Source organism: Stutzerimonas azotifigens DSM 17556 (genome assembly GCF_000425625.1).
In the GTDB taxonomy this organism is placed as follows: domain Bacteria; phylum Pseudomonadota; class Gammaproteobacteria; order Pseudomonadales; family Pseudomonadaceae; genus Stutzerimonas; species Stutzerimonas azotifigens.
In genome coordinates this window covers 26,410-41,683 of the sequence record NZ_AUDU01000044.1, presented here as the reverse complement: position 1 = coordinate 41,683, position 15,274 = coordinate 26,410, and the positions used below count along the sequence as shown (strand labels likewise).

13 protein-coding genes are annotated in these 15,274 nt (G+C 69.6%); 7 read left to right on the top strand and 6 right to left on the bottom strand.

Annotated elements, in window-relative coordinates:
* The first annotated feature begins 130 nt into the window (after positions 1-130).
* Genes H610_RS0104520 through H610_RS23245 form a run of 3 tightly spaced genes read left to right on the top strand, consistent with a single transcriptional unit; the run spans position 131 to position 3,740 of the window.
* Positions 131-2,395 carry a TonB-dependent receptor gene (locus H610_RS0104520; protein ID WP_028238576.1) on the top strand — a complete coding sequence of 755 codons (2,265 nt, stop codon included), beginning with the start codon at positions 131-133 and terminating at the stop codon, positions 2,393-2,395.
* Entirely contained in the window at positions 2,395-3,522 is a 1,128-nt protein-coding gene (locus H610_RS0104515; RefSeq protein WP_028238575.1) for a PepSY-associated TM helix domain-containing protein, read from the top strand. Before H610_RS0104520 ends, H610_RS0104515 begins: the two co-directional genes overlap by 1 nt.
* Positions 3,519-3,740, top strand: a complete 222-nt coding sequence (locus tag H610_RS23245; RefSeq protein WP_043237605.1) for a hypothetical protein — start codon at positions 3,519-3,521, stop codon at positions 3,738-3,740. Before H610_RS0104515 ends, H610_RS23245 begins: the two co-directional genes overlap by 4 nt.
* A 92-nt stretch (positions 3,741-3,832) precedes the next feature.
* Here the strand turns inward: H610_RS23245 and H610_RS0104505 are convergent, their stop codons facing one another.
* Both H610_RS0104505 and H610_RS23240 read right to left on the bottom strand, forming a co-directional pair.
* Positions 3,833-4,276, bottom strand: coding sequence for a YybH family protein (locus H610_RS0104505; RefSeq protein WP_028238574.1), 444 nt, complete (start codon positions 4,274-4,276; stop codon positions 3,833-3,835).
* Complete coding sequence (locus tag H610_RS23240; protein ID WP_051231497.1) at positions 4,273-4,647, bottom strand: YciI family protein; 375 nt, start codon at positions 4,645-4,647, stop codon at positions 4,273-4,275. Before H610_RS23240 ends, H610_RS0104505 begins: the two co-directional genes overlap by 4 nt.
* Before the next feature lie 181 nt (positions 4,648-4,828).
* Here H610_RS23240 and H610_RS0104495 point away from each other — a divergent pair, with 181 nt between their 5' ends.
* On the top strand, positions 4,829-7,237 hold the full coding sequence (locus H610_RS0104495; RefSeq protein ID WP_028238573.1) for a glucose/quinate/shikimate family membrane-bound PQQ-dependent dehydrogenase: 2,409 nt from the start codon (positions 4,829-4,831) through the stop codon (positions 7,235-7,237).
* Positions 7,238-7,253: 16 nt separating this feature from the next.
* A complete protein-coding gene (locus H610_RS23235) occupies positions 7,254-8,444 on the top strand; it encodes a lactonase family protein (protein WP_051231495.1) in 1,191 nt (396 codons plus the stop codon).
* A 527-nt stretch (positions 8,445-8,971) separates the two neighbouring features.
* On the opposite strand, the gene H610_RS0104485 is transcribed toward H610_RS23235, so the two are convergent.
* Positions 8,972-9,157 carry a hypothetical protein gene (locus tag H610_RS0104485; RefSeq protein ID WP_028238572.1) on the bottom strand — a complete coding sequence of 62 codons (186 nt, stop codon included), beginning with the start codon at positions 9,155-9,157 and terminating at the stop codon, positions 8,972-8,974.
* 172 nt (positions 9,158-9,329) lie between these two features.
* Between H610_RS0104485 and H610_RS0104480 the strand changes: the two genes are divergently transcribed.
* Positions 9,330-10,793, top strand: a complete 1,464-nt coding sequence (locus H610_RS0104480) for an iron-containing redox enzyme family protein (RefSeq protein WP_028238571.1) — start codon at positions 9,330-9,332, stop codon at positions 10,791-10,793.
* A 23-nt stretch (positions 10,794-10,816) separates the two neighbouring features.
* The gene (locus H610_RS0104475) at positions 10,817-11,764 is read left to right on the top strand and encodes a methyltransferase (protein WP_028238570.1); all 948 of its coding nucleotides are present in this window, start codon (positions 10,817-10,819) and stop codon (positions 11,762-11,764) included.
* A 64-nt stretch (positions 11,765-11,828) separates the two neighbouring features.
* On the opposite strand, the gene H610_RS0104470 is transcribed toward H610_RS0104475, so the two are convergent.
* From H610_RS0104470 to H610_RS0104460, 3 genes are all read right to left on the bottom strand, one after another.
* Positions 11,829-12,758, bottom strand: a complete 930-nt coding sequence (locus H610_RS0104470) for an AEC family transporter (protein WP_028238569.1) — start codon at positions 12,756-12,758, stop codon at positions 11,829-11,831.
* A 656-nt stretch (positions 12,759-13,414) separates the two neighbouring features.
* A complete protein-coding gene (locus H610_RS23230; RefSeq protein ID WP_051231493.1) occupies positions 13,415-13,963 on the bottom strand; it encodes a hypothetical protein in 549 nt (182 codons plus the stop codon).
* Between the two features lie 12 nt (positions 13,964-13,975).
* A complete protein-coding gene (locus H610_RS0104460) occupies positions 13,976-15,148 on the bottom strand; it encodes a zinc-dependent alcohol dehydrogenase (RefSeq protein WP_028238568.1) in 1,173 nt (390 codons plus the stop codon).
* Positions 15,149-15,274: the final 126 nt, after the last annotated feature.

Sequence of the window (15,274 nt, the reverse complement as noted above, 5' to 3'; positions counted from 1 at the left end):
GCAATTTCAGGGCACCGGCGCCATTCGTCTTGCGAATTATTATCATTAAGCTATTCTTGCCGCTTTTGAACGATTCGCCGGTCCTCATTCGGCGACTTCCCGAACAATCACAGACCCTGTCAGGCCACCCATGCCCATCCTTCGCCGCCCGCTCCAAACAGGTGCCGTCTCCGCCCTGCTGCCCGCCTGCCTTGTCGCCAGCTTCGCCGGCGCCCCGGCCATGGCGCAGCAATCCGCAACCCAGCCCTCGGACGAGGTGCAAGCGGCCGAAGGACAGGCCAGCCCGCGCAGCGAGCCGCTCGAACTGCCCGAAACCGAGATCGTCGCCAGCGCCGACGCCTCGGCCGGCGGCCTGACCGAGCCCTATGCCGGCGAGCAGGTGGCGCGCGGCGGCCGGGTAGGCATCCTCGGCAACCAGGACTATATGGATACGCCGTTCACCTCGACAGCCTATACCTCGCAACTGATTCAGGATCAGCAGGCACGCAGCGTGTCGGACATCGTGCAGAACGACCCATCGGTACGCGTATCCCGCGGCTTCGGCAACATGCAGGAGCTATATATGGTGCGAGGTTTCCGCCTGTTCTCTGACGACATTTCCTACAACGGCCTGTACGGCCTGCTGCCGCGCCAGTACGTGGCCGCCGAGTTCATCGAACGCGCCGAGGTCTTCCGTGGCGCCAGTGCCTTCCTCAACGGCGCGGCGCCGGGGGGAACCGGTGTGGGCGGCATGATCAACCTGCTGCCCAAGCGAGCGCCCAACGAACCGCTGACCCGCTTGACCATAGGTGCTGAGAACGGCGGACAGGGCATCGCGGCAGCCGACATTGGCCGCCGCTTCGGAGAGAAAAACCGCTTCGGTGTGCGCCTGAATGCAGCCAAGCATGACGGCGATACTACGATTGATGACGAGAGCCGCACGCTCGATATGTTCGCCCTGGGCCTGGACTATCAGGGCGATAATTTCCGCCTGTCCGCCGATATCGGCCATCAGTACCACTTCCTCGACACCCCACGCCCGAGCGTGACGCCACTTGCGGACGCAAGCATTCCGAGGACCCCGGACGCTGATGACAACTTCGCCCAGCCCTGGACGTATTCGAAGGAGAAGCAGACCTTCGGCACCTTCCGCGCTGAATACGACTTCTCGGACTCTATAACCGGCTGGCTGGCGGCGGGCATGCGTGAGGGGGAAGAAAAGAACCGTCTTGCCGGTCCACGCTATACGGCTGCGGGCGACACCACATCGTATCGCTTCGATAACAGGCGAAAAGAAGAGGTCGCTACCGGCGAAATGGGCCTGCGCGGATCGTTTTTTACTGGTGAAATCAGTCATCAATGGGTGGCATCAGCGGCCATGTTCGCTCTGAAAGAACGCAACGCCTGGGCAATGTCCGATACATTCACTGGCGATCTCTACGACCCGATCGACGTCTCCCTGCCTCCGATTATTAGTAGCGGTGGGGCCATGTCCGATCCAAACGTCATTGGCCGCACCCACACACAAAGCCTGGCCATCGCGGATACCCTCGGCTTCTTCGATGACCGGCTGCTCGTGACTCTCGGTGCCCGCCGGCAAGGAATCGAGACCAAGAACTATGCTGCGGCGACCGGAGAGCGCGAGTCTCGGATCAATCGCTACGAAACCACTCCGGTTGGTGGCGTGCTCTACAAACTGACCGACGACATATCGGTCTATGCCAATTACATCGAAGGTCTCGCCAAAGGCGACACTGCACCCTGGACCACTACACGTCCTGATGGGACAACCGAGCCGGTTAGCAACGCCGGCCAGACGCTCGCGCCCCACATCGCCAAGCAGACCGAAATCGGCTTGAAGTATGACGGCATCAACCTAGGCGGCAGCTTGGCCGTTTTCCGTACCGAACGACCAATCGGGACTGTAGCAGATGGAGCCTTCAGGGAAGGCGGCGACCAACTCAATCAGGGCATCGAGCTGTCGGTGTTCGGCGAACCGATCTACGGTGTGCGCCTGCTGGGCGGCGTAACCCTGCTCGATACAGAACTGCAGGACACTGACAATGGCGACTACGACGGTAACCACGCCATCGGCGTGCCTCGCACCCAGGCCAATGTCGGAGGCGAATGGGACGTGCCGGGGCTTGATGGTCTGACCCTGACCAGCCGGGTCGTCTATACCAGCAGCCAGTATGCCGATATCTCCAACAATCGGGAGATTCCATCCTGGACCCGCCTTGATCTCGGCGCACGCTATCGCATGACCATCGAGAACCGCGACGTGACCCTGCGGGCCCGTCTGGATAATGTCACCGGTCGCGACTACTGGGCATCGGTTGGCGGCTACGCCAATGAAAACTACCTCGTCCTCGGCGCTCCCCGCACCCTCTCGCTCAGCGCCACGGTCGATTTCTGATGCGGCCAGCCGTTCTTCGCCGCTGGGGCTGGGTCCACAAGTGGTCCAGCCTCGTCTGCACGGCGTTCATCCTGCTGCTGTGCCTGACCGGATTACCGCTGATCTTTTCCCACGAGATCGACCACCTGACCGGCGCCGAGATCGAGGCGCCGCCGATGCCGGAAGGCACGCCGCGCGCCTCGGTCGACCAGGTCGCCGCCGAGGCGGTGCGGGCCTACCCGGGGCTGGTGCCGCTGTACTTCTTCGCCGAGGAGGACGCGCCGGACCTCTGGTACGTCAAGCTCGACACCCGGGTCGATACCGATGAAAGCAAGTCGCTCCTGATCATGTCGGACGCCCGCACCGCCGAGGTGGTGGGCGCGCCGAACTTCGACGAAGGCTTCATGAGCGTGATGTACCGCCTGCACGTCGACCTCTACGCCGGGTTGCCCGGCAAGCTGTTCCTCGGCGCCATGGGCCTGCTGCTGGTGGTGGCGATCGTCTCCGGCGTGGTGCTCTACGCGCCCTTCATGCGCAAGCTGGGCTTCGCCGAAGTGCGCCGCGAACGGGCACCGCGCACGCGCTGGCTGGACCTGCACAACCTGCTCGGCATCGTCACGCTGGTCTGGGCGCTGGCGGTGGGCTTCACCGGGGTGGTCAACACCTGGGCGGATCTGATCTTCAAGAGCTGGCAGGCCGACCAGGTGCGCGCGCTGCAGGCCGGCGAGACGCGGGTGCTGCTCGGCGCCGATGCCGGCGGGGCGCCGGCCGCCGACGGCTCGCTGCAGGCGGCGGTGGATCGTGTGCTGGCGGCCGCGCCGGGCATGGCGGTGGCGATGATCGCCTACCCCGGCACCCTGCGCGCGACGCCCGAGCATGCGGCGGTGATCCTCAGCGGCGACACGCCGCTGACCTCCCGGCTGACCCAGGCGCTGCTGGTGGACCCGGCCAGCGGCGAAGTGCTCGAGGCCAGCGCCCGCCCGTGGTACGTCACCGCCCTGCAGCTGTCCGAGCCGCTGCATTTCGGCGACTACGGCGGCCTGCCGCTGAAGGTGCTCTGGGCGCTGCTGGACATCCTCACCATCGTCGTGCTGGGCAGCGGCCTGTACCTCTGGCTCAAGCGCGGTCCTACGGAGGTGCGGGCATGATGCGCATCTGGCTGTGGCCGGCGGTCATCGCCCTGACCTCGACCCTGGGACTGATCGCCGGACTGGTCTCCGAGGGCCTCGGCGACTGGTTGAGCTGGCTGGCCCTGGGCCTGCCGACGCTGATCGGGCTGCACGGACTGGCGCGCTGCCGGGCGAGCCGTGCGCCGGCCGGCAAGGCGCTGCTGCGCGGCACGCCCGGGCCGCTCGATCGCGGCTGAGCAGCCGGCGGATCGCGCCGCCAGGCGCGACCTGCCGAAGCGCTGACCGGTGGCGTGATCCGCCGCAGCGGCAACCCGCCACCCGCCTTGCATCAGGGCTTCTGGGAAAAATCGACCTGCATGCTCTGCATGTCGAAGGGCATCGAGCAGTGCTCGTGCACCACCTTCCAGTCGCCGGCTTCCTTGCGCAGGCAGCGGGTGCCGCGCATCCAGCCGGTCTGGATCTCGCCCTGCTCGTTGGCCCCCCCGCATTCGGCGATGAAGTGGCAGAAGGCGACCTCCTCGCCGGCCTGCACCTGCAGGTCCTGCATGCGGAAGAAGCCGCCCTGGCACATTTCGAAGCAGGCCTCCCAGTGACGGCGGTAGCTGGCCAGGTCGGTGAAACGGACCGGGCCGATGCAGTCGAAGGCGACCAGCTCGCTGCCGTACTGGCGCATGACGGTCTCCAGGTCCTTGCCGTTGGCGGCGGTGGCGAAGTCTTCGCAGAGCTGGCGGATGCGCTGTTCGTCGGCCAGGCGGTGTTCGGCGATGTTCATGGTGCGGTCCTCTCGGGTGGTTGGGGTGAGGCGGACAGGGCGCCGACCGGCCGTACCTCGATACAGCCGAGGCGCCCCTGCGGCAGCCCGCTGGCCAGCAGCACGGCCTCGTTGAGGTCGCGCGCCTCCAGCAGGCAGAAGGCCTGCACCGGTGCCGTGCCGACGAGCGCCTCCAGCCGCAGCCGGCCGCCGCGCCGGCACAGGCGCAGGGCGTCGGCGGCCGGCTGCAGCGACTCGGCGACCAGCAACCGGTCGCGTTCGCCGAGCCGGGCGAGATGCTCGGCCGCCTCGTCGAACAGCGCACGGCGCCGTTCGGCGGGAAGCGTCTCGAGCGCATCGGGCTCGAGATAGACGAGGCAGAGGTATTTCACGGGCGGCTCCGGCGATGTCCTGTGAACTGGTCGTCCGGCAGCGGGCCGAATCGACAGCCCCCGGCGAATTTTTTCGGCGGGCGGCTCCGGTCGATCACCGGCAGACGCGTGCGGGAACCATCCGTCGCCGGCAGGATCGACCATCCGGTAACACCGCGATACAACCCGCCCGGAGACCACCATGACGGCCCACGGCCCCTCGCCCCGCTCCCGCCTGCTGCCCACGCTCCTCGGCCTGCTACTGATCCTGGCCGCGCTGGCCATGTCCTTCGGCGGCGTCCGCCTGCTGACGCTCGGCGGCTCGCCCTATTACCTGATCGGCGGCCTGGTGCTCGGCCTGGCGGGCCTGCTGCTGGTGCTCGGCAAGTCGTCGGCGCTGCTGGTCTACGGGCTGTTCCTGCTCGGCAGCACGGCCTGGGCGCTGTGGGAGGCGGGCCTGGACTGGTGGCAGCTGGTGCCGCGCCTGGCGCTGTGGTTCGCCATCGGCATCGTCCTGCTGCTGCCCTGGCTGCGCCACCCGCTGGGCGACCGCGAGCACCGTGCACGGCTCGGCAGCGGGCTGACCGCGCTCGGCGTGGTGGCCGCCGGGGTGATCGCGCTGGCCAGCCTGGTCATGCCGCCGCGCGGCGAGATCGACGGCGAGCTGAGCCGCGCGCCGGCGCCGATCGACAACCCGGCCCCCCAGGCCGACCCGGGCGACTGGCCGTCCTACGGGCGCACCGCCTTCGGCCAGCGCTATTCGCCGCTCGACCAGATCACCCCGGACAACGCCGAGCGGCTGGAACTGGCCTGGAGCTACCGCACCGGCGACATCCCCGGTCCCGACGACCCGCAGGAAACCACCGCGGAGAACACGCCGCTGAAGGTCAACGGCATGCTCTACGTGTGCACCCCGCACAGCCAGGTGATCGCCCTGGACCCGGACACCGGCAAGGAGATCTGGCGCTTCGATCCCAAGCTCAGCACGCAGCACGCCGAGAGCTTCAAGGGCTGGGCGCACATGACCTGCCGCGGCGTCGCCTATCACGACGAGGCCGCCTACGGCGCGCCCGCCCCAAGCGGCCCGGACCTGCCCGAGGGCGCCTGCACCAAGCGCCTGTTCCTGCCCACCGCCGACACCCGGCTGATCGCCCTGAACGCCGACACCGGCAAGCCCTGCCCGCGCTTCGGCCAGAGCGGCTCGGTGGACCTGGCCACCGGCATCGGCGACTTCAACCCCGGCGGCTACTACTCCACCTCACCGCCCTCGGTGACCCGCGACCTGGTGATCATCGGCGGGCACGTCACCGACAACGTCTCGCTGGACGAGCCCTCCGGCGTCATCCGCGCCTACGACGTGCGCAGCGGCGAACTGGTGTGGAACTGGGACAGCGGCAACCCGGAGCAGACCGAACCGCTGCCGGAGGGCCAGACCTACACGCGCAACTCGCCGAACATGTGGTCGGTGATGAGCGTCGACGAGGACCTCGGGCTGATCTACCTACCGATGGGCAACGCCACGCCCGACCAGTGGGGCGGCCACCGCACCCCGGCGATGGAGCGCTACAGCGCTGGCATCACCGCGCTGGACATCGCCACCGGGCAGGTGCGCTGGGTGTTCCAGACTACCCACCACGACCTCTGGGACATGGACGTCGGCGGCCAGCCGAGCCTGACCGACATCCAGACCCCGCAGGGCCCGCGTCCGGCGCTGGTGGCCTCGACCAAGCAGGGCAGCGTCTACGTGCTCGACCGCCGCACCGGCGAGCCGATCCTGCCGGTGGAGGAACGCCCGGTGCCGCAGGGCGCCGCCGAAGGCGACTGGACCGCGCCGACCCAGCCGTTTTCCAGGCTCGACCTGCAGCCGCCGCTGATGCAGGAAACCGACATGTGGGGCGTCACGCCCTTCGACCAGCTGCTGTGCCGGATCACCTTCAAGTCGCTGCGCTACGACGGCATCTACACCCCGCCCTCGGAACAGGGCTCGCTGGTCAACCCGGGCAACTTCGGGGTATTCGACTGGGGCGGCGTGTCCATCGACCCGGCGCGCCAGATCGTCTTCATGAACCCCAGCTACATGGCCTTCACCTCGCAGCTGGTGCCCAGCGACCAGGTCGGCGAGGGCCAGCGCATCAGCGAAACCGAAGGCGTGCAGCCGAACAAGGGCGCGCCCTTCGGGGTGATCCTGCAGCCGCTGCTGTCGCCGCTCGGGCTGCCCTGCCAGGCGCCGGCCTGGGGCTACGTCGCCGCCGCCGACCTGACCACCGGCGAGCTGATCTACAAGCGCAGGAACGGCACCATCCGCGACAGCTCGCCGATCCCGCTGCCGATCGAGATGGGCGTGCCGAGCCTCGGCGGTACCATCACCACCGCCGGCGGCGTGGGCTTTCTCTCCGGCACCCTCGACCAGTACCTGCGCGCCTACGACCTGAACACCGGCGAGGAACTGTGGAAGGGCCGCCTGCCGGCCGGCGGGCAGACCACGCCGATGACCTACACCGGCGCCGACGGCCGTCAGTACGTGCTGGTGATGGCCGGCGGGCACGGCTCGCTGGGCACCCGGCAGGGCGACTACGTGCTGGCCTTCGCCCTGCCGGACGACACGCAATGACACGGAGGAACACGGCATGTCCAACCCGGCGCGTCTCGGCGTGCTGGCCGCCGGGCTGCTGCTCGGCGCCGCCGGCGCACTCGGAGCCCCCATGCACGAACTGCTGATCGGTACCTACACCGGCGACGGCAGCGAGGGCATCTACCGCTACCGCTTCGAGCCCGGCAGCGGGCGGATCGACCCCGAGTCGCTGCAGGTGGTGCGCAGTCACAATCCCTCCTGGCTGGTGCTGGATCCGAGCGGCGAGCGCCTGTTCGCGGTCAACGAGAACGGCGCCGGCGACCCCGACCCTATCGGCCGGGTGAGCAGCTTCGCGCGCGACCCCGCGAGCGGCGAGCTGACTCCGATCGACCGCGTGCAGACACTCGGCGACCATCCCACCCACGCCAGCCTGAGCCACGACGGCCGCTACCTGTTCGTCGCCAACTACTCGGCCGGCGGCGGCCCGGACGGCAGCCTGGCGGTGATCCCGGTGGGCAGCGACGGCCGGCTCTCGCCGGTCACCCAGCTGAGCAGCTACCAGGCCAGCCGCGCCGACCCGGAGCGCCAGCTGTCGTCGCATGTGCATTCGGCGGTGGTGTCGCCGGACGGGCGCTTCGTCTTCGCCAGCGACCTGGGCGCCGACCGGGTGTTCGCCTACCGCTACGACCCGGGCAACGCGGAGCGCCCGCTGAGCCCGGTCTCGCCGGCCTCGATCGAATTGCCGCCAGGCAGCGGCCCACGGCACATGGCCTTCAGCGCCGACGGCAAGCAGGCCTACCTGACCCTGGAGATGGCTTCGCAGCTGGTGCGCTTCGACCACGCCGAGGGCGTGCTCACCGAGCGCCAGACGGTGGACCTGCGCGGGGCGGAAAAGGGCGGCTCGACGGCGCCGCACCTGTCGGCCGACGGTCGCTTCCTCTACGTCACCGACCGCGGCGACGCCAGGCGCATCCTGGCCTTCGCCATCGAGGCGGACGGCAGCCTGCGCGAGATCCAGCGGCGCCCGGCCGAGGGCCAGGAGCCGCGCGAATTCGCCCTGGCACCGGACGGCCGGCACCTGCTGGTGGCCAACCAGCTCAGCGACGAGGTGGTCGTCATCGCCCGCGACCCGGACAGTGGCCGGCTCGGCGAGACGGTCGGGCGCCTGGCGGTCAGCCGGCCGTCGCACCTGCTGTTCGTCGCACCGCCTGCCGCGCTGGACAAGGGCGAAGTGGCGCGCCGGTAGCTGCGCATCTCTCCCTTCTCCCTTGGGAGAAGGTGGCCCGCAGGGCCGGATGAGGGAGGCCTGGCCAGGTTCTTCCCGCCGCCCCGGTGCGCATGGCACTTTCTGCCGGCCGGGCGATTTCCTGTGGGACGCCCCGACCTCGGGGCGAGTTCTTCTGCCCTGTCGCCGCGAGGGCGCGCCTCCCACAGGAAACAGGACGCGCCGTGCAGGTGCGTGCGCGGTCGAGACCGCTCCCACGGCGGGCCGCGCGCCTTTCCCTTCTCCCCCGGGAGAAGGTGGCCCTCAGGGCCGGATGAGGGAGGCCTGGCCAGGTTCTTCCCGCCGCCCCGGTGCGCATGGCACTTTCTGCCGGCCGGGAGATTTCCTGTGGGAGGCCCGACCTCCGGGCGAGTTCTTCTGCCCTGTCGCCGCGAGGGCGCGCCTCCCGCAGGGAACAGGACGCGCCGTGCAGGTGCGTGCGGTCGAGCGCCTTTCCCTTCTCCCTGCGGGAGAAGGTGGCCCGCAGGGCCGGATGAGGGAACGCGCGCCTAGGGCTTGCCCGGGCGGTCGCGTTCGGCCTCCTCGTCGCCGACCTCCTCGATCATTTCCTCGGGCACGTTGTAGGCGCCGCCCGGGGCGTCGTCGCGGCTGCCGCCGGCGACCTCGCCGTTGCTTGGCCGGCGGGAGGGAAGCCCCTCGGCATCCCGCTCCGGATCGCGGTTCTGTTCTTTCATCGGTCGTCCTCCTGCTCGATAGGGATGCAGGTAGGAAACGCCGCGCCCGCACGAAGTTGCGCCGTACCGCCCGCCAGTCGACCGGCGGGGCGCCGACGGGTGGAAGAACTAATCCAGGCCGTCCGGGGCCGAATGAATACCGGCCTGCCATGCCGCCTTGAAAGAAACGACCATGCAGTTGACCTCAGCCAGCAGCCTGCCGCTACGCTCGCAGCCCGCCGTGCCGGCCACCGAGGAACCCTCGAAGGCCTTGTATTTCGCCCTGAACGCCGCCGCGCCCGATGCCTCCGGCCTCGCCCGCGCCGCGGATTATCTGGAAACCCGGCTGGACGCCGCCGCCAGCCTGCCCTGCGACCTGCCCGACGACCCGGCGGCGCTGGCCGACTGGGCGATGGCGCACACCGCCGAGGTCGGCCGGCAGTACCAGGCCTATCTCGAGGCGCGGCGGGCCGGGGCGCCGCGCCGCTACTTCGGCAGCCGCGCGCACGCGCTGCATTTCCTCCAGGGCGTGGCGCCGACCAAGCTGGTCGACGGCGCCTGGCTCTACGGCCTGCTGCAGCGCTGGGACGACCCGCGCTTCGGCGGGCTGATCCAGACCTACCTCGAAGAGCTCGGCGAGGGCATCCCGGAAAAGAACCACGTGGTGCTCTACCGCCGGCTGCTGGCGGCGCACGGCTGCGAGGACTGGCAATCGCTGGACGACGAACACTTCGTCCAGGGGGCCGTCCAGCTGGCCCTGGCGCACCAGGCCGAGCGCTTCCTGCCGGAGCTGATCGGCTACAACCTCGGCTACGAGCAGCTGCCGCTGCACCTGCTGATCAGCAGCTACGAGCTGACCGAACTGGGCATCGACCCCTACTACTTCACCCTGCATGTCACCGTCGACAACGCCGACACCGGCCATGCGAAGAAGGCCGTGCAGGCGCTGGAGGCGGCCTGGCCGCAGGTCGGCGACCGCGCCGAGTTCTACCGCCGGGTGAAGGCCGGCTACCGACTCAACGAGCTGGGCGCCAGCACCCTGTCGGTGATCGCCGGCTTCGACCCGGAGCAGGAGGTGCTGCGCGTGCTCGAGCGCAAGCGCGCGGTCGGCCGGTTCGTTCATTCCGACTACATCCGTTTCGCCGGCAGGACGGTCAACCAGTGGCTGGCCGACCCGGCGCTGCTACCCGAGTTCCTCGCCACGCTGGAGCAGCGCGGCTGGATCAGGCGTCACCGCGATCCGCAGGAGAGCCGTTTCTGGCAGCTGATCCAGGGCGAGCAGGCGGAAATGTTCGGCGTGTTCAGCGCCCACGAGCAGCAGCTGATCCACGACTGGATCGCCGGCGACTGGGCGCCCGCGCCCGAGGCGGACGGCGCCGCCCTGCGCGGCGCGCCGCTGCCGCAGCGCCCGTCGGCCTTCCAGGGCCGCCGTCGGCTGCTGGACAATCGCGGCCGCCGCGCGCCCACGACCGCCGAGCGCCTGCCACGCCCGCAGAGCGACTTCGACGCGGAGCTGCGCCAGTTCGAACGCGAACTGGCCGCGCTGCCGACGCGCCCGGAAAAGATGCGCCGGCTGCTGCCGCTGCTCTCGCCGGCCGACCACCATACGCCGCTCGGCCTGATGGCCACGCGAATCTTCACCCGCCTGCTGTACTGAGGCCCCGGCACACGGACACCGACATGACCGACCAGGCCGCGCAGGATCGCGCGCTGCTGCAACTGGCCCGGGCGCTGCGCGAGGCGGGCTACCGCTTCGTCACCCCCACTCCGCTGACCCATTCGCGGGTCAATGCCCGACCAGCCAACCGCCGCGCCGCCGACCTCGCCGGCGTGTTCGGCTGGAGCCGGCCATTCACCCGCGAGCGGCTGCCCGATCCCCTGTTCGCCCTGATGGAAACCGCCGGGGTGCTGCGCGAGCGGGACGGGGACTGGCAGAGCGCGGTGCGCCTGTCGAGCCTCGGCGAGGAGCTGCTGCTGCACTCGGCCTACCCCACCGAGGCCGCCGATGCGGTGTTCTTCGGCCCCGACACCTACCGCTTCGCCAACGCCCTGCGCGACTACCTGCGACGCCGCCAGGCGCCGCTGCGCCGCGCGGTGGACATCGGCTGCGGTTCCGGCGCCGGCGCCCTGCTCATTGCCCGCCAGCATCCACGGGCGCAGGTACTGGCGGTGGACATCAACCCCGCCGCCCTGCGCCTGACCCGTATCAACGCGGCGCTGGCCGGTCTCGACAATGTCGAGGCGCGGCACAGCGATCTGCTCGGGTCGGCCGAGGGCGTTTTCGACCTGATCGTGGCCAACCCGCCCTATCTGGTCGACCCGGGCGAGCGCACCTACCGCCACGGCGGCGGGCCGCTCGGGGCAGGACTGTCGCTGGCGATCGTCGAGGCCGCGGGCGAACGCCTCGCACCGGGCGGCACGCTGCTGCTCTATACCGGCGTGGCGATGCGGGCCAACGCCGATCCCTTCCTCGCCTGCGTGCGCGAGCGCCTGGAGGGCCGGGGGCTCGACTGGCGCTACCGGGAAATGGACCCGGACGTGTTCGGCGAGGAACTGCTGCTCGAACCCTACACCGGCTGCGACCGCATCGCCGCCGTGGTGCTGGAGGTCACCCGCCCGGTCGGCTGAGATCGCCGCAGGTTGGGCTGAGCTTGGCGAAGCCCAACGCCCGAGGGCATCGGCGGGTTCGTCGTCAGAGCCCGAGCAGGTAGAGGCAGGCCGACAGCGTGACAAGCGACGCCAGGGTGGAGAACAGGATCACCCGCGACACCAGCGCGGCCTCGCGCTTGTACAGCTCGGCGAGCATGAAGGGGCCGGTGCCGGTCGGCAGCGCACTCAGCAGCAGCGCCGAATAGGCCCACACCGGCGGCAGCTCGAACACCACGAAGGCGAGGAACCAGGTGATCAGCGGCTGCACCAGCAGCTTGATGGCGACGATCGGCCAGACGCCGTCGCTGCGCCCGGTCTGGCTGTGCGCGAGGAACAGCCCCAGCGAGACCAGCGCCGCCGGCGCGGTGGCGGCGCCGAGCATGTCCAGCAACTGCTCCAGCGGCTGGTACAGCGGCAGCGCCGACAGCGCCCAGAGCGCTCCGAGCACCGGCGACACCACCAGCGGGTGGCAGGCCAGCGCCCGGCCCACCTTGAGCAGCGTGTGGCCGACGCTCTGCCCGGCGTGCAGGCCGGTCTCGATGCAGACGATGGTAATCGCGAAGAGAATGCAGAGCACAATCAGGCAGGAAATCAGCGTCGGCTGCAGCGCCTCGTCGCCGAGCAGCAGCACGCACAGCGGGATGCCCATGTAGCCGGTGTTGGCGTAGGACGCCGAGAGCGCGTCGAGGCTGGCATCGACCAGCGAGCGCCGCTGCGCCATGCGGTACAGCAGGGTCACCGCGAACACGCCGAGGCAGCCGGCGGTGAAGGCGACGATGAAGCCCGGGTGCCAGATCGCTTCCCAGGAAGCCGTGGCGGTGGCCTTGAACAGCAGCGAGGGCAGCGCCAGCCAGACCACGAAGCGGTTGATCTCCGACGCCGCCGTCTCCCCCAGCCGCCCGGTGCGACGGCACAGGTAGCCGAGCAGGATCAGCGCGAAGATGGGCAGTACGACATTGACGATCGAGGACATGGGCTACCACAGGCTCGCCGCCGACGCGGCCAGCCCCAGCGAATCGGGCCCGCCACCTTAGCAAAAGCGAGGCGGCGCGGGTATGGCGGGGACGGCCTGCGCCCCGGCGGCCGAGCACACCCGCCGTCGCCCCGGCCCAGGCCGGGGCCCAATGCGCAGGTCGCAGCCACACGCGTCCCTTCTCCCACCGGGAGAAGGCGGCCCGCAGGGGCGGATGAGGGAAAGTCCTTGCACACCAGACCCTCACCCCGGCCCTCTCCCGGAGGGAGAGGGGGATTGGCTCGGCGCTGGTGCGTGGCAACGTGCATGTTCATTCGCGGTCGAGACCGCTCCACACACAGTCGTCGCCCCGGCCCAGGCCGGGCCCAATGCGCAGGTCGCAGCCACACGCATCCCTTCTCCCACCGGGAGAAGGTGGCCCGCAGGGCCGGATGAGGGAAGCCCTGCACACCCGCCCTCACCCCGGCCCTCTCCCGGAGGGAGAGGGGCTGGCCCGGTGTGGGTGCCACGCCCTCGGGCGAGACCGGGAGCCGGATGACGTAGGAGCGAGCTTGCTCGCAAATGGAGTCAATGCTGGAGCTGCGTTCTTCGCGAGCACGGACTCGGCGTCCTCCTCGCGCCTACGTCAGCACGTCGGCGTCACGCCCACACCGCACTCAATGCCGCGTTTCGGTCTCCCGGTCGGCCGCCGCCAGGCCCGTCACCTGCGGGATGTTGGCCATGTCGCCATTGGCGGCGGCGCGGCCGCGCATGCGCTCCGGGGCTTCGGGGAAGCCGCTGCGGTCGCTGTAGTCGTAGACGGTCACCGGGTGATGCTCGCTGCCGAGCGCACGCGCGCAGGCCATGTCGACGGCGGTCACGCCCGCCACGGCACCGGCGGCAATGGCCGCGCCCACCGGATTGCTGCCGTGCTGCATGCTCATGCCGAGCGTGGCCAGGTCCAGCGCGTCGCCGCCGATGCGGCCATAGACCCAGGGCTCGGGGTTGTCGGAGAGCAGCAGGCCGACGCCGGTGCCGATCTCGCGCAGGCCGTAGAGGCGGATCAGCCCCTCGTGCTCCTCGAGGCCGACGGCACGCGCCAGCCTGCCCGGCATCAGCAGTTCGGCCAGGCCCAGCCCGATACTGAACCAGCCGAGGCGGCGGGCGGTCTTGCGGGCGGCGTAGTTGAGGCGGTAGTCCTGGTATTCCTGACGGGGAAGTTGCATGGCGATGCCTCCTCAGGGCTTGAGCACGACTTTCACGCAGCCGTCGTGCTTGTCGCGAAAGACCTTGTACATGTCCGGCCCCTCTTCGAGGCTGACGGTATGGGTGATGACGAAGGAGGGGTCGATCTGCCCTTCCTGGATGCGGTTGAGCAGGTCGTCGGTCCAGCGGTTGACGTGGGTCTGGCCCATGCGGAAGGTCAGGCCCTTGTTCATCGCCGCACCGAACGGGATCTTGTCGATCAGCCCGCCATACACGCCGGGAATCGAGAGGATGCCGGCCGGGCGGCAGACGTAGATCATCTCGCGCAGCACGTGGGGCCGGTCGGTTTCCAGCATGAGCGCCTGCTTGGCGCGGTCGTACATCGAGTCGATCGAGCGCGCCGCGTGCGCCTCGAGGCCCACCGCGTCGATGCACTTCTCCGGGCCCTTGCCGCGGGTCAGCTCGTGCAGCCGGTGGACCACGCTTTCCTCGTCGAAGTTGATGGTGATGGCGCCGCCGGCGCGGGCCATGGACAGCCGTTCGGGCACGTTGTCGATGCAGATCACCTGCTCGGCGCCCATCAGGATCGCGCTGCGCACGGCGAACTGGCCGACCGGCCCGGCGCCCCAGACCGCCACCGTGTCGGTGGGCTCGATCTCGCACTGGGCGGCGGCCTGCCAGCCGGTGGGCAGAATGTCGCCGAGGAACAGCACCTGCTCGTCGGTCAGCCCGTCGGGAATCACCACCGGGCCGACGTCGGCGTAGGGCACGCGGACGAACTCGGCCTGGCCGCCGGCATAGCCGCCGGTGAGATGGGTGTAGCCGTAGAGCCCGGCGGTGCTGTGGCCGAACACCTTGTCGGCCACCTCCTTGTTGCGGTTGGTGCGCTCGCACACCGAGTAGTTGCCGCGCCGGCACTGGTCGCACTCGCCGCAGACGATGGTGAAGGGCACCACCACACGGTCGCCGACCTTGAGCTTCCTGTTGTCCTTGCCGACCTCGACCACCTCGCCCATGAACTCGTGGCCGAGGATGTCGCCGTGCATCATCCCCGGCATGAAGCCGTCGTACAGGTGCAGGTCCGAGCCGCAGATGGCGCAGGAGCTGACCCTGATGATGGCGTCGCGGCCGTCCTCGATGCCGGGGTCGGGGACGTGGTTGTCGCAGCGGATGTCTTTCTTGCCGTGCCAGCGTAACGCTCTCATGCGGAAGTCTCCTGGTCGGTGGTGTAACGCCGCCGGGGCCTCCCTGTTCGCCGCTGCGCGAGGGCAGTCGGCACGCTCTCCCGTCGCGGTGGCCGGTGGCCACGGCCTGCGGCGCATGCGGTGACT

What these genes read in the sequence shown, in the direction of transcription:
- H610_RS0104480 (WP_028238571.1), top strand. Translation starts at nt 9,330, where the DNA reads ATGCAGTTGACCTCAGCCAGCAGCCTGCCGCTACGCTCGCAGCCCGCC.
- H610_RS23245 (WP_043237605.1), top strand. Translation starts at nt 3,519, where the DNA reads ATGATGCGCATCTGGCTGTGGCCGGCGGTCATCGCCCTGACCTCGACC.
- H610_RS0104505 (WP_028238574.1), bottom strand. Translation starts at nt 4,276, where the DNA reads ATGAACATCGCCGAACACCGCCTGGCCGACGAACAGCGCATCCGCCAG.
- H610_RS0104460 (WP_028238568.1), bottom strand. Translation starts at nt 15,148, where the DNA reads ATGAGAGCGTTACGCTGGCACGGCAAGAAAGACATCCGCTGCGACAAC.
- H610_RS23235 (WP_051231495.1), top strand. Translation starts at nt 7,254, where the DNA reads ATGTCCAACCCGGCGCGTCTCGGCGTGCTGGCCGCCGGGCTGCTGCTC.
- H610_RS23230 (WP_051231493.1), bottom strand. Translation starts at nt 13,963, where the DNA reads ATGCAACTTCCCCGTCAGGAATACCAGGACTACCGCCTCAACTACGCC.
- H610_RS0104470 (WP_028238569.1), bottom strand. Translation starts at nt 12,758, where the DNA reads ATGTCCTCGATCGTCAATGTCGTACTGCCCATCTTCGCGCTGATCCTG.
- H610_RS0104520 (WP_028238576.1), top strand. Translation starts at nt 131, where the DNA reads ATGCCCATCCTTCGCCGCCCGCTCCAAACAGGTGCCGTCTCCGCCCTG.
- H610_RS0104515 (WP_028238575.1), top strand. Translation starts at nt 2,395, where the DNA reads ATGCGGCCAGCCGTTCTTCGCCGCTGGGGCTGGGTCCACAAGTGGTCC.
- H610_RS0104495 (WP_028238573.1), top strand. Translation starts at nt 4,829, where the DNA reads ATGACGGCCCACGGCCCCTCGCCCCGCTCCCGCCTGCTGCCCACGCTC.
- H610_RS0104475 (WP_028238570.1), top strand. Translation starts at nt 10,817, where the DNA reads ATGACCGACCAGGCCGCGCAGGATCGCGCGCTGCTGCAACTGGCCCGG.
- H610_RS0104485 (WP_028238572.1), bottom strand. Translation starts at nt 9,157, where the DNA reads ATGAAAGAACAGAACCGCGATCCGGAGCGGGATGCCGAGGGGCTTCCC.